Genomic DNA, 17512 nt, shown 5'->3' with positions numbered 1-17512 from the left:
TTATTGCTTCTCTTCGGGTTATGATTCACTTTTCGATTCGGCGTACGAGACGTCGATCGTGGTTGTGCTGGTCGGTAGAACAGCCAAATGTGGCTGGTTCATTTATCACCGAGGATATCCCGACGTCTTCGCTTACCTCACTCGCTACGATGTGCGAATACGACTGGTGCGTCGTTTCGATGCTCTTGTGCCGCAGTGCCGCCTAGGCGAGTTCCGAGGATTGTCGATACAGTATACGTGGAACCCGCGAGTCGTTAAAGATTGCAGCGAACTGCCGAGCGCGCTCTCACTGGATAGCTGTCCGATGTGCGGACCGAACTGCTCGTTCGGTTCAGTCCAAGAGCTCCTCAACCAGCTGTTCTGTCGATTCCGTCACGGCGACGTGATCGGTAACCTCAGCCCCGATAGCCTCACTGGCGATGGCTTCACTCCCGGAAGCCGTGCCAACGATCACAGCCGCTTACCGGCGAGACGATCGGACTGATTGTCCTCGATGGACGATGTACAGATCGGGATAGCGCACTAAGTAGTAAACCAGTCATCCTATCACCGAATTTTCGCTACCGATCGCGTCCGTGTCGGTCGTCCAGAGTTCGTAGCTGAGCGCGATGAACGCCAGGTCGAGCGGTGCACCGATGAACGCGCTCGGAAAGCCGATTTGGGTGAGCGGTGCAAGGACGAATATCGACGGAAAGAGGACGATGAACAGGCCCACAGTCAACCGACTCGAACTCTCGTGTCGTCGGAGACTGAGCCCGTAGAGACTCCCGAAGAGGCGTATTGCCATGTATATCGCGGCGTGAAGAATCCCGATGGGAATCAGCAGTCCGCCGAGCATGGACGGCCCCATCATGAGGACGAGAATGGTGACTGCTTCGCCACATAAAGACAGTACGAGCAATCGAGCGACGGTGCGGCCACGACGACCGTAACTGGAACCGTAGCTCGCGTCGGCCGCAAACAGGCTGACTGCTAACAAGATATGCAAGAGGGGAAGGAAGATGATGACAGTCCTGGATGTGAGTCCGATTCCGGTGTCGTCGAGTGAAAAACCAACGAGACCGAATCCCGCGAGGCTCACGAGGAGGCCACCGACGCCACCGACGAGACCACAGAGTCCCGCGAGTTTTCTCCGTCGCGGCGTCCACCACGCGGGAGTTCCCGCGTTCTGTGCGAGCGTTTCAGAGTCACCAGAGGTCATGGCGAACCCCCACTGGCGCCATCTGAGACGACGATTGCACCTTTCATGGCCATCGAGCGATGCGGCTCGCAGTAGTAGTACACCGTCCCAGTCGTATCGAACGTGTGTTCGAAGGTCGCGTTCTGTTCGACCTCACCGCTATCGAACTGCCCCTCCGTGGCGACGACGTTGTGATAGCCGTCGACCCACTCCCACGTCACCGTCGTTCCGGGAGAGATCTCGATCGCAGCTGGCGCGAACGCGTTTGCGCCGTTATTCCCTCGAGCACCGACTTCGATGGTCACCGAATCCACATCCGTTGTGTCTACGACGCCCTCGTAGTTCCCGGTATTCGAAAGCCAGTCGTCGACGCTCGCTGGGTCACTTTCTCCATTCGACCCGGAGTCTCCGTCGTTTGCGGTATTCGTACAACCTCCGAGCAGACCGACGAGTGCGAGGCTACCCGCCGCACTGAGGAATCGACGTCGATCACATGCAGTACGGTGAATAGAGTGGTCAGTCGGTCGGTCAGCAGATGGCTGTCCCGGCGGAGAGTCTGTGACCTGGTTCGAGTTGTTATGCTTGGAGGTCGTACGCTTGTCCATACATCACCTGAGCGCGGACCACCCATAGAGCGGATAGCACAACTGCCAGAACAGCGTTTGTGCACAAGGCATATATAGAGGATGAGACACTGCTGAGTATCGTGACAGCGTAGCTCGCAGTTACCCCTAGATGCTCATCGATACGTCGGTTACCACCCCGCTGATTAAGACCACCAGGGTTCTATAGCCAGAGAGATTCGCCGCCCAACCCCGAGATCAAGACAATGACGACTCCACTGACTTCGAACGACGCTGAACCGGGCTCACCAGTCGATACGGTTCTCCGCACACCACTTCAGCCCCAGACGTACCGAAACCTCGTGTATCTCGTCTTGATGTTTCCACTGGGGAACTGCTATTTCATGCTGCTGACGGTGGGGTTTCTAACTGGTGTGTCCCTGATTCCCCTCGGCATCGGGGTTCCAATCGTCTTGGCGTTCTTCGTGCTTGCTATCGAGCTGGCGAGACTCGAACGACGTCTGGTTCAAAGCCTACTCGGCGTTGAGACACCAGCGTCTACCGCGAAAACTGACGGATCACTCTGGACGCGGACCAAACGACTCGTCACCGCCCTCCAGACGTGGAAATCAATCGTGTATCTCCTTTCGGAGTTCGTCTATGCTACCCTCGTGTTTGGCCTCCTCGCGTCTGCGGGAGCTACATCGATGAGCTTTCTGCTCGCCCCCTTCTATTACACGGAGGCACCAGTTACTGCGTATGGACCGATTCCCACCACGGACGTCACACTCGACATCCTGTTTGGGTGGGACTCCCTTCTCATCGGGCTCACGACGACGTTCCAACTCGGTTCGTGGCAGATCGGCTCACTCTTCGGTGCGGTGCTCGTCGCCGCGCTTGGGGTTAGTCTGCTGTTCGTGACGCTCCTGTTCAGCAACGTCGCCGCCCAACTATGGGGCCAGTACGCACAGCGAATGCTGACGACACCACGCTACTGGACGACGCCGACCTGGTATCCGTTCGCTCGACGGTAACACCCACCGGGCGCCTACGCTCGTGTGAGAGCGTAGAGAATTGCGAGTATCCCGGCGAGATGCGTAGCCGTGACGGCGAGAAGAATCTCCGCGTCGGTTGCAGCCGTCACTCCCTGTAGGGCGTAATCCACGCTGACAGGGACGGTAGTGAGCAGGACGATGCCAAGCGCGAGATACAACATCGGGCGACTTGCGTTTCGTTGGTAACCACGGAAAGCCAATGTCGCGACGAAGAAGCCCGCTATCGCAGTCACTGCTGCGAAGCCAGCTATCAGACTACTATCCGACCCAACAGCGGCCGCGACTCCCAGTAGTACTGGAATCATGAGTCCACCTCGTCCGACCGGGAAGGATCGTGTTCTCGCCCCTCGTCATGGCTGGAGGGTTGGTTCTTCGGTGGTCGCGTACCACCGTAGATGGCGTAGAGTATCGACGCGAGGCCGACGAGCTTGCTCGCGTTAGCAGTAGCCGACCGGATACCCGGCGACAGCGTGGTGACATTCGTGAGGACGAACTGGAGAACGATTGGGCCGGTAGTGAGGAAGAGAAGCCCGATTGCGAGGAACAGCCGAGCACGGTCTCGGTTCCGCCTGTAACCGCGAACCACGAGATAGGCGACGGCTAGGGAGAGAAGCACCGTTGCGAGCAGGCCGAGGAGGGTGAGTGCGACGATAACCGGTGAGCCGCCCGTCGACGTCTGGAGAAGGCTGAGCGACCACATCTTAGCGTAATCCCTCGAAGAGATCGGTAAACCGGTCGGCGGCGGTTTCTTCCCGATACGTGACTTCGATCTCGAACTCTCCGTCTGTGAGCTCTATTTCGATTCGCTCGAGTCGTGCTTTGTACGTGTTGTAGTGATGGCCGTCTCGATCGAGTTGGAGGCGTTCGTCGAGCAGGTCGTACTCCTGAAGTCGCTCGATTCGGCGATAGATGGTTGAGACGGAGGCGTCACACGCCTCGCTCAGTTCGGGCGCGGACATCTCCCGTCTGCTCGTCTGGATGAGGATCGCATGGGCGTACTCGTCTTCGAGGAGGGCACTAACTGCCCGGACATCGCTGCCATCCGTCATTCAAGGGCAAACCTGATGTGGAGGTACGAGGAACTCCGTTCAGTTGCCCCGCGCGGTTCTGCCATGTATTCGTATCTGTCCGGAGAAGGTACTTAAAAGAACAGCCTCGGTCGCTGGTCGAGCAACTATGGGTGTTCGACGTATACCCATCCAGGATATCGCAGGAGGGAGGCGACGTGATACCCAGGCCGATGGACGACTCGTTCGAAGGTGTCAGTAACCCACGACTGAAGTTGTGGGCTTGTCAGTGGACTCCCCTTCGGCCTCCGTTACGGAGTAGGCGTAGAACTCGCCGTTCAGGTTCAGCGTCCCTGACGTCAGCGCACACTGACAGGGTGCGCCTCCACTCGAAGACGTCTGCCCCGAGTGGAGTCTCTTCAAGAGTTTGCGAGCAATGTTCTTGCTCGCGTTGTAATCCGCATTCAGTTCGTACTCGTACTTTTGACACACGAACTGGTGTTTTGACCGCCGATTTGTCTCCACGCCCACTCTGCGGTGGTGTTCGCACAGTGGAGGAACCGGTCTTTGGTTTGATGGAGGTCGTCGCATCGCTCTGTGGGTACGTCGAGTTTGACTTTGACGGTGCGAATCACCTCCATCGGTGGTTCACATATCGAACTAGCTATTTATGAGAGTTTAGATTGACACGGGGGAGTCGGACTGCTATCGCTCGTGGATAGGTTCGAGCCGTGTCGGACTCCTCCCACGGCTTTAGCCGTGGGCTTCCTCCTTGCATCTCTGTGAGTACCGATCCTAAACTGTAGCTCGGATTGACAAAGCTACAAAACGCTCTACCGCGTGCTCGAGTTTCTAACTACCCCAAACGGCGGATTCGGCCGCTCTCGTGCACAAATCCGAGCTACTGTAAACGGTGACTGAGAGCAAGGAAGGGGTGGTCATATTGGATCCATTATGCCAGTTTCGCGCCGAGTGCCGCCTCCACGTTTTCGAGTAGGGTATCGGAACAAAGAATCTCTGTCATCACCTCCATATCTCGATGGATCGGTCGGTCGTCGTCGAGATGAGCGAGACGATCTCGAATGGTCTGATAGGCAGCCTCGGTCCCGACACCCGGAGCTTGGCCCGCAACGAAATCGAGCGCTTGCGCCGCACAGGCCAGTTCGATCCCGACGACGGACAGCGTGGATTCGACGGTCTCGCGCGCAACGTACGCACTCTGCGCGCTCATGCTGACGTGGTCCTCTTGGTTCCCGCTGACAGGTATATTATCCACTGACGGCCGTCCCTGCGAACGGTTCGTGCTCACGAGATCGGCGGCCGTGTACTGCGCAATCATGTACCCCGAACGAAGGCCGCTCCGTTCGGTCAAGAACGGGGGGAGGTACTCTTCCTGGACGTTGGGATTGAGCATTCTATCTATCCGCCGTTCCGAAATCGAGGTCAGTTCCGATAGACCGCTCGTGGCGTAATCCAACCGCAACGCCAACGGCTCCCCATGGAAGTTCCCGCCGGAGAGGACGGCAGCCCCCTCTGTTCCGCTGGCGCGGTCGTCTGCTTCTTCGGCGGCGAACACGAGTGGATTATCCGTCGCGCTATTGAGTTCCGTCTCGACGGCCTCGCGGAGGTGTCGGATGGAGTCCCGGACCGCCCCGTGAACCTGCGGGAGACAGCGAAGCGAGTACGCGTCCTGTACCCGGTCACAGTTCCGATGCGATTCGACGATTTCGGAGTTCTGGGTGAGTCGACGTATATTTTCTGCACTTTCGGCCTGCCCTCGGTGTGGTCGAACGCGCTGGATGCTGGCGTGCGAACTCGCCGTCGTAGCCATCGTCGCCTCTGTGGTCATCGCACCGGCGATATCCGCCGCACGCATCGCTCGTTCGGCGTCACAGACGACGAGCGAGGCCAGTCCGACGGTCAGTTGCGTTCCATTGATGAGCGCCAATCCCTCCTTCGCACGGAGTGTCACCGGTTCGAGATTCTTCCGGGTCAGCGCCTCGTCACCGGGGAGTCGCTCCCCATCGACTGTGGCTTCGCCCTCTCCGATAACGACGAGAGCGAGGTGAGCGAGTGGTGCGAGATCGCCGCTCGCGCCCAAGCTCCCTTTGGCCTTCACGACGGGATGAATTCCTTCGTTCAACATCCCCGCGAGGAGGTCCACGATTCGCTCTCGAATGCCGCTGTATCCTTTTACGAGCGCGTTGAGACGGGTGACGAGCATCGCACGAACCTCTTCTTCGTCGAGTTCTCGGCCCGTTCCGGCAGCGTGACTCCGGACGAGGTTCTGCTGGAGCGCTTCGATGTCGTCTGCGGGAATGCGCTCCTGGACGAGTTCGCCGAAGCCGGTGTTCACACCGTAGACGGCCTGGCCCGATTCGACGATGTCGACGATGCGTTCGCGTGACTCGCGGACGCGCTCACGTGCGTCGTCGGGGATACGGACGGTCGCCCCCTCCCGTGCGACGCGTTCGACGGCTTCCGGCGTGAGCGATTCGCCGTCGACGACGACCGGGTCGTCAGTCACGGCGCACCACCTCCCCGCGCTTGACGACCGTTTGCACGTTCTGTACGCCGAAATTGTACGGGAGGTGCTCGTAGTCAGGTACGTCGGCGACGACTAAGTCACCGGGCGAATCCTCTCGGAGTGTGCCCGTGCCGTCTGTCCGGTCGATCGCCTCGGCAGCTGTCGCCGTCGCACTGCGGATAGCCGACGCGGGCGACATCCGCATTCCGTTGCAGGCGAGGTCGATTGCGAACTCCATACTCTGTGAGAAGCAGTTCGGGTTGAAATCTGTCGCAATCGCGACCGGGATGTTCGCCGCCTCGAAGGCTTTCGCATCGGCATACTCAGTCGCGAGCGCGAACGCAGTCCCCGGGAGGAGAACGGGCGTTACGTCCGCGTCACCGAGCGCCGTAATATCCTCAGCCGTCGACTGCAAGAGGTGATCGGCGCTCGTGGCACCGACTTCGGCAGCCACCTGTGCGCCGCCGAGTCGCTCGAACTCGTCGGCGTGGATCTTCGGCTTCAACCCGTGTTCTCGTCCGGCTTTGAGGATGCGACGAGAGTGCTCGACCGAAAAAACGCCCGCCTCGCAGAAGACGTCACAGAACTCGGCGAGGTCGTCCGCCGCTACTGCGGGTATCTGTTCCTCGATTACCCGGTCAACGTAGGCGTCGGCGTCGGTGTCTTTCGGGACAGCGTGAGCACCCATGAACGTCGGTACTACGTCCATCGAGTGGCGTTCGTCCGCTTCGGCGATGGCTTCGAGCATCTTCACTTCCGTTTCGACGTCGAGTCCGTAACCGGACTTCACCTCAACCGTCGTCGTCCCGTGGGCGAGCATCACGTCGAGATGCCCGAGGAGGTTCTCCACGAGTTGTTCGTGAGAGGCTTCGCGCGTCGCTCGAACGGTCCGCAAGATGCCGCCGCCCTCCGTGAGGATATCTTGGTAGGTTGCGCCTCTGAGTTTCGCGGTGAACTCGTCGGCACGGTCGCCCGCGAACATGGCGTGTGTATGCGAGTCGACGAATCCCGGTAGCACCGTTTTCCCGGAGGCGTCGATGGCGGCCGTCGCGTTCTCTGGTGGGTGTTCTCGGACGACTTCGTCGGTCGGTCCGACCGCGACGACCACACTGTCCTCGATTGCCACAGCGCCGTCTCGAATCGTCTCCAAATCGCTGTCGACGGTCGGAGTCGCGACCTGGGCTGCATCGTGGACGACGAGGTCAGTCACGCAGACCACCCCGAAAGAAAGTGTGCGACAGTACGTGCGGCGGCGTCGACGGTTCGACCCTCGGCGTCGAGCGGCGGCGCGCACTCGACGAGTTCGAAGCCTGCGATTCGTTCGTCAGCGGCGACGAGGCGGACGAGTTGGAACAGTTCTCGCGGCAGCAACCCACCGGGCGTCGGCGCGCTACAACCGGGGTAGCTCGCATCGAGAACGTCGATATCGACGCTGCAATAGAGCCGGTCGACGGTGTCGAGACCGGAGAGTGCACGGTCGACGGCCGCGACGAGATCATCCGCGACTTCCTCGGCTGTCACGACTGTTCCGCTGTTCTCACGGACGTAGTCGTGGTAGGCCGTACTCGTCTCGAAGTGTCGAGCGCCGATGCAGGCGTAGCCGTCGAGTCCGGCCTCGTGCAACTGACGATAGGGCGTCCCGCTCGTCGGTCCGTCTCGTACCTCCCGAACGTCCAGGTGCGCATCGACGTTGAGAACCCCGACACTCGCATCCTCGAGCAACGGTGCGACGTTCGGGACGGTCAACGAGTTGTCGCCGCCGAGAAACACGGGAAGCGCATCGAGTGCGTGGACGGAATCGGTAACGTTCCGAATCGCATCCTGTACGTCTGCAACTGATCCCGTGGGAACGTTCACGTCGCCGAGGTCGGCGAGACCGTCGACAGGTCCCGCATCGAAGTGATGGGTCTTCACCGCTTCCAGTGCTTCTCTGATAGCCGACGGACCCTCCGCGGCACCACGACGAGAGATAACCGCTCCGTCGTACGGTTCGCCCACGAGGACTGCGTCGTACTCGTCTGCACTTTCGAGATCGGCCTCGTCGACGACGTCGCCGAACTGTTCGTCCACGGGGTCCGACGATGTCCCAGTCCAGGCTACTGGTTCGGTGAGGGCACTCATTGGTCCTCCCGCATTGGGATGTGGACGTCCGACGCCGTGGCCTCCTCAAGTGCGTCCTCGTATCCGGCGTCGACGTGGCGGACGATTCCCATGCCCGGGTCTGTGGTGAACACGCGCTGTGCCTTCTCGGCGGCGAGGTCGGACCCGTCGAGCACGACGTGATTGTTGGTGTGTAGGGAGTTTCCGATTCCGACGCCACCGCCGTCGTGGACGCTCACGATATCGGCACCGGCTGCACAGTTGAGCAAGGCGTTGAGGATTGGCCAGTCGGCAACAGCGTCCGACCCGTCCCGCATCGCCTCAGTTTCCCGATTCGGACTGGCGACGCTACCGGCATCGAGGTGGTCGCGCGTGACGACGACCGGCGCTGTAATCTCGTCGGCGGCGACGAGTTCGTTGATTCGGAGGGCGAACCGCGCACGTTCGGTCAGGCCGTCCTCGTCAGTCTCGTACCCCAGCCAGCAGACGCGACTCGGGAGTCCCTGGAACGAGACCTCTTCCTGTGCGAGGTCGATCCAGCGATGCAGTTGTTCCTTATCGGGAAAGAGCTCTTTCACGGCTCGGTCGGTCCGGTGGATGTCAGCCTCTGAACCAGAGAGGGCGACCCAGCGGAACGGCCCCTTCCCACGGCAGAACAGTGGACGGATGTACGCCGGAACGAACCCCGGGAAATCGAACGCGTTCGCCATCCCTCGATGCGTCTGCACCTGTCCCCGGATGTTGTTTCCGTACTCGAAGGCCACCGACCCTCGCTCTTGCATGGCGAGGATACCTTTGACGTGACGTTGCATCGTGTCGAGGCTCTCTTCGACGTACCGGTCGGGATCTTCCTCGCGGAGCGCGTCGGCTTCTTCGACAGTGTAACCGGCCGGGTAGTACCCTTCCAGTTCGTCGTGAGCGCTCGTCTGGTCGGTGACGAGGTCCGGGACGAAGTCGCGGTCGAGCATTCCCTCGAACATCTCCGCGGCGTTCATGTGGAGGGCGATCGAGAACGGCTCTCCGTTCTCTGCGGCGTCCTCGGCCAAATCGATGGCTTCGTCGATATCACTCGTTTTCTCCATGCAGTAGTCCGTTTCGAGCCGTCGGTCGATGCGGTCTTCATCGACTTCGGCCGCGATGCAGACACCGTGATTCATCGTCACCGCCAGCGGTTGGGCCCCACCCATACCGCCGAGGCCGGCGGTGACCGTAATCGTCCCTCGGAGCCCTTCGCGGTCGGGGAAATGTTGACGAGCCGCTTCGGCCAGCGTCTCGAACGTTCCCTGGATGATGCCCTGCGTTCCGATATAAGCCCACGAACCAGCGGTCATCTGACCGTACATGATGAGACCTTTCGACTCGAGTTCGTGGAAGTGCTCCCAGTTATCCCAGGCGCCCACGAGGTTCGAGTTCGCGATCAACACCCGTGGCGAACGCTCGTGGGTCGTGAACCGTCCGACTGGCTTCCCGGATTGGACGAGCAGTGTCTCGTCGTCGGCGAGCGTTCGGAGCTCCGCCAGGATACTATCGTACGCATCCCAACTTCGGGCCGCTCGGCCGGTGCCGCCGTACACCACGAGCTTCTCCGGCTTCTCACCGACTTCCGGGTCGAGGTTGTTGTTGAGCATTCGGAGGGCGGCCTCCTGTCGCCATCCTTCACACTCTATCTCCGTTCCCGTAGGCGACCCCTGATATTCGAGCCACTCCGATGAGGGGCTTTCGATCTCGTGTACAGATTCGTCCCTAGTTTGTTGCTCGGCCATGCGTACGTGTACCACCGACTAGCGAAACCATAGTTTGGACTCTCCATGTGGAAAGGGGTTTAAATAGTGTCGAGTGGGATAGGGTCCATGCACAAGGCGGTATTTCGGATCAAAAGCGACAGTCCGTACGCGAGTTCGACGGCCCAAAACAACACCCGAATCGAACTCTGGTGCAACGACCACTGTGATTTACTCCACATCGAAGGCGACCAACGGGACGAAGTCGTAGAACACGTCAAATCGAGAGTCGGCGTCCGTGAACGAATCGAAAACGGAGGCGACCAGACCGTTATCACCGAGGCGTGTCTGAAAGAGTACAGAGACGACTACATCGAACTCCACATCGCCGCCAACGGATGTCTTCTGTTACCTCCCCTCCGATACGAACACGGAGCGAAAGTTGTCCGCGTACTCGCACTGGACCCATCCAACCTTTCTACCTTGTATAGCGATATCTCGGCGGAACACGAATTGACGGTCGAGTCGAAGCAGAAGCTGACGACAGTCAGATCGGAGACACCCGTCCTCTCGGCCAGTACGTTCCTTCCGAATCTCACGAATCGTCAGCGAGAGGTGTTTCTCACCGCGTACGAACGCGGATACTACGAGATACCTCGTGAAACGACAACCCGCGAAATCGCAGACACGGTGGGCGTCGGTCGCCGAACGGTAGAACACCACCTCAGACGCGCCGAAGAAAAGCTCGCAACTGCGTTCGTCGAGTATCTCTGAGATCCTCTCCGCACTAAACCACGAAGATCTCTCTTTGGGGTTCGGCTACTGGCCCACGGATGTAACTTGCAGACTTGGGCGTACTGCGTTGGGTCTTTCACGAAAGTATAGTTTCTCCGCCCAGTCGTGGTCGTCGCACTCGAATTACATCGACTCTCCTATCGGCCTGACTGCGTAATCGCTGTTATCTCGAAGGAACGTCTCTGATGCCGGAGGAGTGAGTGATTTTCGAAATCGCACGGACACGTCAGTGTCTCCATGTGACGAACTGTTGGGTCGGAGTCGCCACACTCGTGGCCTGTCTGACTCGTCCCCGCTTCCGGGTCGACTTTAACAGAGGTTCCAGAACCCTCGTAGACGCACGCAAGACGATGGATTTGGAGAATTGATTCCCGGAAAAACGGTCGGGGGTATCGAACCGCTCAACCTACACGAAGAAGGGGTACCCTTTCAGTTCAGTCGTCGGCGGGCGCCGAACTGCCGTCGACGCTCGATACGCCCGTTCCGGGGCCGACATCGATATCGAGTTCGTCGAGTTTTTCGTCCGGGACAATACCGTCAACCCAGCCACGGTGCTCGTAGTACTCCTCCTTCATCATCTCTAGTTCGCAGTACTCTCCCTCCGAAGCGCCCTGTCCAGGCGTTTCACCCGATTCGAGGAACACTTCGGGCAGGGAGTCGTCAGAGCCGTCAAAGCCAACCAGGTTATTGTAGTAGCGTTCAAGATTGTAAATTCGCTCGCCCGCCTCCAGGAGTTCCTCTTCGCTGTACTCCAGCCCCGTCATGCCGTTGTACTGAAGGACATACTCCTCGATGCCCTCCGCGAAGGCGTTGAACTTGCAGATGTCGAAACTGTCGGAGATAGCGTGGAGGTCCTGGAAGGTGGCGGTGAGCTCGCCCTTTCCCTCCCACTCGTAAGGGTCGACCTTCTCGGGGATGCCGAGAATCTCGGCCGCCGGCGTGTAGCCTCGCAGGTGACACGCCCCGCGGTTGGAGGTGGCGTAGGCGATACCCATCCCCTTCATGCAGCGCGGATCATAGGCCGCGATCGCCTGACCCTTCACGTCGAGCCGACAGTCGTGCGCGTTGAGTTCGTCAGCGACATGTTTTTGACCGCCGGCGAGAAGATCGCCCAGTTCGTCCTTCCGGTGGGCAACGCGCTCTATCATCTCAATCATCGTCTCGGCGTCGCCCCACTCGAGGCCATCGTCTAGTTGGTCGAGATATCCCATCTCGGTCGCGTCCATCGCCATTGCCATCATGTTGCCCATCTCGATGGTGTCGACGCCCATGTCGTTACAGCGATCGATCATGACGGCGATGCGGTCCCGGTCGTCGTTCGCCGAGTTCGTCCCCAGCGCCCAGGCAGACTCGTACTCGAAGGATTCCATGCGGACGTTCATCTCCTCGCCCTTGTGCATCACATTGGCTTCGACCTCCTTCTTACAAGCGACCGGGCAGGAGTGACACGTCGGCTCGTCGACAAGGATGTTCTCGCGGACGTTCTCACCGCTGATCTTCTCGGCATCAAGGTCGTGTGGCCGGTCTTTCTCGCCTTCGTTGTACGCATCGCCGGAGGTGTAACGGCCGTTTTTGGTCGGATGACCGTCCATCTCCTCGGTGATGTTCATCAGAACGTTCGTCCCGTACATCGAGAGGCCGCCTTCGTTCGGCGCGGTGACATCGGACTCGGTGATTGCCTTCATCGCCTGCTTGTGACCCTCCTGGAACGTCTCCGGGTCCTTCGGTTTCGGCATCCGCGTGCCGGATTTGATAACGACCGCCTTCAGGTTCTTCGACCCCATCACACAGCCGGTGCCGCCGCGTCCCGAGGCGCGGTCGTCCTCATTCATAATGCAGGCGTAGCGCACCTCGTTCTCACCACCGGGGCCGATAGCCATAATCGAGAGGTTCTTCCCGAATTCGCCGTCGAGTTCCGAATCAATAGTATCCCGAGTTTCGTGGACACCTTTCCCCCAGAGGTGAGCCGCGTCGCGCAATTCGACCTTGCCATCATCGACGTAGGCGTAGACCGGCTCTTCAGCCTGTCCCTCAAACAGTAAGCCGTCGAAACCAGCCCATTTCAGCCGTGCCCCCGACCAGCCGCCGTGGTGGGAGTCGGTCACCGTGCCGGTGAGCGGCGACTTCGTACAGACTGCGATGCGACCACTCATGGTCACTTGCGTGCCCGTCAGTGGACCGTTCATGAACGCCAATCGATTATCGGGTCCGAGTGGATCGACGTCCGGTCCAGCGTCGAAGATATACTTCACGCCGAGGCCGCGTGCCCCGATGTACTTTTTCGCGTCTTCATCGTCTATTCCATCGTACGTGATGTCACGTGCACCGAGGTCAATTCGTGCGATGTGGTCCTGGAAACCGCCGATATCAGTCATTGTTGTGGTGTTGTTGATTCCGTTAGTTCTTCTTGATGAGAACGTGGCCGGTGCTCTGGACGAGGACGGTGTATCCGCAGTACGAAAACGTGATGCAACCTGCTCCGCAACCGCCGCTTCCTTCGGTTTCGAAGACAGTGTTGAGTGCTTCCGGATTGATACACGTTTCCAGACCGGGCAGGTCCTCCGGTTGATTGTTTTTGTACTCCGCGATGGCTCGGACGATTCTGTCGCTGATTTGTCCGTCTACGCCCCATTCGTGGCGTAGATGATGGGTTTTCCGTTCTGACGGCGAATTGGCTGTGCTACTCATGGTCTACCATGGTAAAACATCGCTATGACAATTTGGGGGTAATATTCCAGATATATAAATAGCCGAGGCAAAATAACGTCCACGATTCTGTTAATTTCGGCAAATCGAGTTCAACCGTAACAGAGCTCGGGACAGCGTACGAAACATTACTACAGTTGTAATTGTTTGTACTGTAGGCCCCCCAAACGCCAGAAAAGAACATTTGGTTTCTGACAAATGGTCCGAAATTAGATGAAAACTATTGTTTCGTTTACGAGTTCAGAATGGAGAGAGGAGAGTGGGTTTCAACCTCTCAGTGTCGCCCGCTATCGAAACTCGAACTCTTCGTCGTCCATCAGCGCGGCGGATATTAGATTCCGCATTCCTCGCCGCAGTCGGCCGCTCATCGCAGTTGAGGAGACGCCGATTTCGTCGGCGACCTCACTGAGCGTCATTTCCCGCGGTTCACTGAAGTAGCCACACTTGAACGCGACCTTCATCGCCTCTGTCTGTTCGTCCGTCAGTCCGTACGAGACGTCCGACTCACCACCGCTATTACCGTATACTTCGATGATGTCGAAGTGAATATCGTGCTCCTCAGTGTAGTTCCAGACCGTGTTGAGCGCTTCTCTATCCGGGAGTTGGAGTTTGATGAACCACCCGTCGGATTTCGTCTCCGCGTGTAGCATGAACCCGTTGGCAGTCATCACGATTGGGCTTAGGAGTTCTGTATCCGGCGTGTGCTTGATATAATAGGTGTGTACGCTGTCGCCTTCGTCGACGAGTTCATAATCTTCGACGGTGGGGTCCGACTCGAGACACGATTCGAGCTCGCGGCGGTTGTCGTGTCTAATGAGGAAGGGAAAGACGTTGGAGTCCGGGTCGGTGTTCGCCTGCATTAATACTTCGATGGACACGTCCTCGGACTGTCGCAGCGTCGGAACGAGGGCGAGCTCGTCGTGTTTGATGTAGGCTTTGACCGTTATGGACATCTGTCAGGTGGGTTTTGTGGCAATCTCTCGGTCGGCTGTTCCGAAACGGTCGGCCGGTCCGCCCCCGAAGCCGTCCATCCCTGTGATTGGTCGAACATATCTCTATGGCTCTCTCGGGACCGCCATAAATATATGGTTCCGATGCAATAAAGCGCTAGCTAGTAATGGTCCAATACGGGAGGAATCAGAAGTGAGCACGGCTCACAGCGGAGTCAATGCCGGACGAGACTGAATCGACCTGCAAGGTCGACACGGGAATTCGGAAGTGGAACCTCACCTCGCTTGACGATTCGCTTCTCGATCGGCGAAAGGCAGGGGCGAGCCTCCGCGATCTCGAGTCCTACTACAACCAGCAGGTGCTCGAGGCGGCGATGCGGGAAGCTGGAGTTGACCCGCTCGACGGAGAAGTCGAAAACATCTACCGACTCTACACCGACGAAGACGTAAGCTCCGGAACAAAAGTCGAGGTCCGTTCACGCCTCGAACGGAACGAAGTCGACCCCGAGTCGGTCGTAGACGACTTCGTGAGCTATCAAACGATTCGAACGCACCTTAACCACTGTCTGGGCGTCGAGACGGCCCGCGAGACTGGTCTCGAACGCTCTGAGGCGAAGAACACGGTGTTCAAGCTCCTCTCCCGGACGGAAGCGATAACTGGACGGACCATCGAACGACTCTCTAACGCCGGAGAACTGACGATTGGTGCTCCCGACGTGACGCTTAGTCTGCGGGTCGCCTGCTCAGCGTGCGGAGAGGAGTACACGTTCGCTCGGTTGGTGGACCGCGGCCGCTGCTCGTGCCAAGAGCAGTGAGGCCGCCAGTACCGCCGGTACCGCCGCGAACCAGCAACTGAGCAGAAGTGATACAAGGTTAAATACCACCGAGACAAATGAACGATGAATCGCCCGCGAAGGCGCTCTCGATACCATGTCACTGCATAACTCTAATTCCGACATCGAGCACTCGCTCGGGGAGTTACACGTCACAGTTCGGAATCTCGGCGGAATCTCTCAAGGAGAGATGGTTTTCTCGCCAGGTGTGACTATTATCTCGGGGTCGAACGCATCAAATAAGTCGTCGTTCCTCCGCGGAGTTGTCGGCGTGCTCGGTGGTCCGACACCCCCCGTCAAGAGCGACGCCGAGCGCGGGACCGTCACGCTCCGCAGCGACGACGAAGAGTACTATCTGGAGGTCGAAAACCGAGACGGAAGAAACGTGGTTACGGGCGCGAACCGTGTGTCAGAGAGCTCGAATCTCTGCGAACTGTTTGTCGCGCTGGGTGAGACGAACCCGATTCGGCGAAGTATCCTCGCAGACGGTGACCTCTACGAACTGCTGATGCGTCCGGTCGATACCGCAGAAATCGAGGAGAATATCGAACGTCTCAGCGAGCGGAAACGCGAACTCGACGGACAGCTCTCCGAGTTCGACAAGATGGAGGACCGGCTTCCGGGAATTCAGGCGCGCGCGGAGAACGTTCGAGCCGAACTAGAGGACATCGAGGCGTCGCTACGGGAGGTACGGTCGGAGATCGAATCGCAGGAGCCGGCGTCCGGTGAAGACGACGTGTTCGATGAACTCAACGAGACGCGCGCGAAGCGAGAGCGGGTACGAGACCAAATACGAACACAACAGGAAGCAGTTCGATCGCTCAAGACCGAATTGGAGGAGGTGATTACCCAAAAAGCGCAGTTTGACCCGGCCAACTCGGAAACAGACGTCGAATCGCTCGGCACCGAAATAGAGCAGTTACACCACCAGAAACAGCAGCTAACGACCACCATCAACGCGTTGAGTCCGATCGTCGAGATGAACACGCAGCTGTTGGACGACGGAGAGGAAATCCCCAGAGAGATGAAGTCCGACGAGATTGTCGCTGAACTCGACCCGACCTCACGGACGGTAACCTGCTGGACATGCGGTACCGCCGTCGAACAGGGGGAAATTGCCAAGCAGGTTAGTACCGTCCGCGAGATACTGCAGGAAAAGCGCGATCAGCGGGAAGTACTCACCGAACAAATTCGGACACTCGAAGAGCAGAAGCGAGAGGTCGAGCAACGAGAGGCGGAGCGAGAAGAGCTCGCAGCCGACGAACAGTCCCTCGAAGCCGAGATCGAACGTCGAGAGGGACTGCTGTCCGAGCTTCGCGAACGGAAGACAGCCCTCGATGACGAAGTTGGCCGCCTCACCGAGGAGGCGAAGACGGTCGACGGGCGTGACGACGCACTGCTCGACCGATACGACGATGTCGCCGACCTAGAGTACGAGCGGGGACAGCGGGAGAACGAACTCGCAGACATCGAGGCGGAGATTGAACGCCTCGAGTCGAATCTCGAACGGCGGGACGACGTCGAAGACGAGCGAGACTCCGTCGCGACCCGACTTCGAGAACAGCGAGAGCGGATAGAGTCACTCGAACGTGAACTGGTCACGACGTTCAACGAAGCGATGCAACGAGTGCTCGACAGGCTGGACTACGAGAACGTCGAACGCGTCTGGATCGAACGACTCACGGGGAGCGACGAAACACCATCGGAGACGGAGTTCGAACTCCACGTCGTCCGAACCAGCGAGGATGGCGCCGCCTACGAGGACACGGTCGAGAGTCTAAGCAAGAGTGAACGTGAGGTCATCGGTCTCGTCGTCGCCTTCGCGGGCTATCTCGCTCACGACGTCGCGAGCGAACTCCCAATCGTCGTCGTCGATGCTGTCGAGATGCTTGACGCCGAGCGAATTCAGGGACTACTGGACTACTTCGAGATGCACGCCGAGTACGTCATCGCCGCCGTCCTTCCCGAGGAGGCAACGGAACTCGCTGAGACCTATCCGACCATTTCGACGGCGACGTTTGCCGCCGAGTCGTAGTCGACGACCACCGACGCGTAGTGTGCGACCGTTCTCTCGT

At 58.9% G+C, this 17512-nt stretch carries 16 protein-coding genes and 1 pseudogene; 4 read left to right on the top strand and 13 right to left on the bottom strand.

Annotated features, from left to right (window positions below):
- Nucleotides 1-538 precede the first annotated feature (538 nt).
- Nucleotides 539-1201 (bottom strand): hypothetical protein, encoded by a 663-nt coding sequence (locus LAQ58_RS16945; protein ID WP_224450444.1) that lies wholly within the window; start codon nt 1199-1201, stop codon nt 539-541.
- Complete coding sequence (locus LAQ58_RS16940; RefSeq protein WP_224450443.1) at nt 1198-1785, bottom strand: halocyanin domain-containing protein; 588 nt, start codon at nt 1783-1785, stop codon at nt 1198-1200. The genes LAQ58_RS16945 and LAQ58_RS16940 overlap by 4 nt, the downstream gene beginning before the upstream one ends.
- Before the next feature lie 224 nt (nt 1786-2009).
- Between LAQ58_RS16940 and LAQ58_RS16935 the strand changes: the two genes are divergently transcribed.
- A complete protein-coding gene (locus tag LAQ58_RS16935; RefSeq protein WP_224450442.1) occupies nt 2010-2777 on the top strand; it encodes a sensor domain-containing protein in 768 nt (255 codons plus the stop codon).
- Between the two features lie 14 nt (nt 2778-2791).
- Here the strand turns inward: LAQ58_RS16935 and LAQ58_RS16930 are convergent, their stop codons facing one another.
- From LAQ58_RS16930 to hutU, 8 genes and pseudogenes are all read right to left on the bottom strand, one after another.
- The gene (locus LAQ58_RS16930) at nt 2792-3103 is read right to left on the bottom strand and encodes a DUF7521 family protein (RefSeq protein WP_224450441.1); all 312 of its coding nucleotides are present in this window, start codon (nt 3101-3103) and stop codon (nt 2792-2794) included.
- On the bottom strand, nt 3100-3498 hold the full coding sequence (locus tag LAQ58_RS16925; protein WP_224450440.1) for a DUF7521 family protein: 399 nt from the start codon (nt 3496-3498) through the stop codon (nt 3100-3102). Before LAQ58_RS16925 ends, LAQ58_RS16930 begins: the two co-directional genes overlap by 4 nt.
- Nucleotide 3499: 1 nt before the next feature.
- Nucleotides 3500-3847: a helix-turn-helix domain-containing protein gene (locus LAQ58_RS16920; RefSeq protein WP_224450439.1), complete on the bottom strand. Its 348-nt coding sequence runs from the start codon at nt 3845-3847 to the stop codon at nt 3500-3502.
- A 213-nt stretch (nt 3848-4060) separates the two neighbouring features.
- Nucleotides 4061-4327, bottom strand: a pseudogene (locus tag LAQ58_RS16915) (RNA-guided endonuclease InsQ/TnpB family protein); the annotation flags it as partial.
- A 430-nt stretch (nt 4328-4757) separates the two neighbouring features.
- Nucleotides 4758-6332 carry a histidine ammonia-lyase gene (gene hutH / locus LAQ58_RS16910; RefSeq protein ID WP_224450438.1) on the bottom strand — a complete coding sequence of 525 codons (1575 nt, stop codon included), beginning with the start codon at nt 6330-6332 and terminating at the stop codon, nt 4758-4760.
- The gene (gene hutI, locus LAQ58_RS16905) at nt 6325-7542 is read right to left on the bottom strand and encodes an imidazolonepropionase (RefSeq protein ID WP_224450437.1); all 1218 of its coding nucleotides are present in this window, start codon (nt 7540-7542) and stop codon (nt 6325-6327) included. The genes hutH and hutI overlap by 8 nt, the downstream gene beginning before the upstream one ends.
- Entirely contained in the window at nt 7539-8453 is a 915-nt protein-coding gene (gene hutG, locus LAQ58_RS16900) for a formimidoylglutamase (RefSeq protein ID WP_224450436.1), read from the bottom strand. The genes hutI and hutG overlap by 4 nt, the downstream gene beginning before the upstream one ends.
- Nucleotides 8450-10195 carry a urocanate hydratase gene (gene hutU, locus LAQ58_RS16895; protein WP_224450435.1) on the bottom strand — a complete coding sequence of 582 codons (1746 nt, stop codon included), beginning with the start codon at nt 10193-10195 and terminating at the stop codon, nt 8450-8452. Before hutU ends, hutG begins: the two co-directional genes overlap by 4 nt.
- Nucleotides 10196-10282: 87 nt before the next feature.
- Here hutU and LAQ58_RS16890 point away from each other — a divergent pair, with 87 nt between their 5' ends.
- Nucleotides 10283-10927, top strand: coding sequence for a helix-turn-helix domain-containing protein (locus LAQ58_RS16890; protein WP_224450434.1), 645 nt, complete (start codon nt 10283-10285; stop codon nt 10925-10927).
- Nucleotides 10928-11382: 455 nt separating this feature from the next.
- On the opposite strand, the gene LAQ58_RS16885 is transcribed toward LAQ58_RS16890, so the two are convergent.
- The 3 genes from LAQ58_RS16885 to LAQ58_RS16875 all read right to left on the bottom strand — a co-directional run bounded on the left by LAQ58_RS16885 (nt 11383) and on the right by LAQ58_RS16875 (nt 14607).
- Nucleotides 11383-13323: an aldehyde ferredoxin oxidoreductase family protein gene (locus tag LAQ58_RS16885; protein ID WP_224450433.1), complete on the bottom strand. Its 1941-nt coding sequence runs from the start codon at nt 13321-13323 to the stop codon at nt 11383-11385.
- Between the two features lie 22 nt (nt 13324-13345).
- Nucleotides 13346-13636, bottom strand: a complete 291-nt coding sequence (gene ddfA, locus LAQ58_RS16880) for a DdfA family disk-determining factor (RefSeq protein WP_224450432.1) — start codon at nt 13634-13636, stop codon at nt 13346-13348.
- Nucleotides 13637-13941: 305 nt separating this feature from the next.
- Nucleotides 13942-14607 carry a helix-turn-helix domain-containing protein gene (locus LAQ58_RS16875; RefSeq protein ID WP_224450431.1) on the bottom strand — a complete coding sequence of 222 codons (666 nt, stop codon included), beginning with the start codon at nt 14605-14607 and terminating at the stop codon, nt 13942-13944.
- A 215-nt stretch (nt 14608-14822) separates the two neighbouring features.
- On the opposite strand from LAQ58_RS16875, the gene rdfA reads away from it, so the two are divergent.
- Together rdfA and LAQ58_RS16865 are read left to right on the top strand one after the other, a co-directional pair.
- Nucleotides 14823-15419: a rod-determining factor RdfA gene (gene rdfA / locus LAQ58_RS16870; RefSeq protein ID WP_224450430.1), complete on the top strand. Its 597-nt coding sequence runs from the start codon at nt 14823-14825 to the stop codon at nt 15417-15419.
- A gap of 115 nt (nt 15420-15534) precedes the next feature.
- Entirely contained in the window at nt 15535-17472 is a 1938-nt protein-coding gene (locus tag LAQ58_RS16865; protein ID WP_224450429.1) for an archaea-specific SMC-related protein, read from the top strand.
- Nucleotides 17473-17512 lie beyond the last annotated feature (40 nt).

The organism is Haloprofundus salilacus (genome assembly GCF_020150815.1).
Lineage (GTDB): Archaea > Halobacteriota > Halobacteria > Halobacteriales > Haloferacaceae > Haloprofundus > Haloprofundus salilacus.
This window is presented reverse-complemented; position numbering and strand designations above follow the sequence as displayed.

Bases quoted from the DNA above. Each gene is read 5' to 3' on its own strand.
- LAQ58_RS16945 (WP_224450444.1), bottom strand. From the start codon at position 1,201: ATGACCTCTGGTGACTCTGAAACGCTCGCACAGAACGCGGGAACTCCC.
- LAQ58_RS16940 (WP_224450443.1), bottom strand. From the start codon at position 1,785: ATGGACAAGCGTACGACCTCCAAGCATAACAACTCGAACCAGGTCACA.
- LAQ58_RS16935 (WP_224450442.1), top strand. From the start codon at position 2,010: ATGACGACTCCACTGACTTCGAACGACGCTGAACCGGGCTCACCAGTC.
- LAQ58_RS16930 (WP_224450441.1), bottom strand. From the start codon at position 3,103: ATGATTCCAGTACTACTGGGAGTCGCGGCCGCTGTTGGGTCGGATAGT.
- LAQ58_RS16925 (WP_224450440.1), bottom strand. From the start codon at position 3,498: ATGTGGTCGCTCAGCCTTCTCCAGACGTCGACGGGCGGCTCACCGGTT.
- LAQ58_RS16920 (WP_224450439.1), bottom strand. From the start codon at position 3,847: ATGACGGATGGCAGCGATGTCCGGGCAGTTAGTGCCCTCCTCGAAGAC.
- hutG (WP_224450436.1), bottom strand. From the start codon at position 8,453: ATGAGTGCCCTCACCGAACCAGTAGCCTGGACTGGGACATCGTCGGAC.
- hutU (WP_224450435.1), bottom strand. From the start codon at position 10,195: ATGGCCGAGCAACAAACTAGGGACGAATCTGTACACGAGATCGAAAGC.
- LAQ58_RS16890 (WP_224450434.1), top strand. From the start codon at position 10,283: ATGCACAAGGCGGTATTTCGGATCAAAAGCGACAGTCCGTACGCGAGT.
- LAQ58_RS16885 (WP_224450433.1), bottom strand. From the start codon at position 13,323: ATGACTGATATCGGCGGTTTCCAGGACCACATCGCACGAATTGACCTC.
- ddfA (WP_224450432.1), bottom strand. From the start codon at position 13,636: ATGAGTAGCACAGCCAATTCGCCGTCAGAACGGAAAACCCATCATCTA.
- LAQ58_RS16875 (WP_224450431.1), bottom strand. From the start codon at position 14,607: ATGTCCATAACGGTCAAAGCCTACATCAAACACGACGAGCTCGCCCTC.
- rdfA (WP_224450430.1), top strand. From the start codon at position 14,823: ATGCCGGACGAGACTGAATCGACCTGCAAGGTCGACACGGGAATTCGG.
- LAQ58_RS16865 (WP_224450429.1), top strand. From the start codon at position 15,535: ATGTCACTGCATAACTCTAATTCCGACATCGAGCACTCGCTCGGGGAG.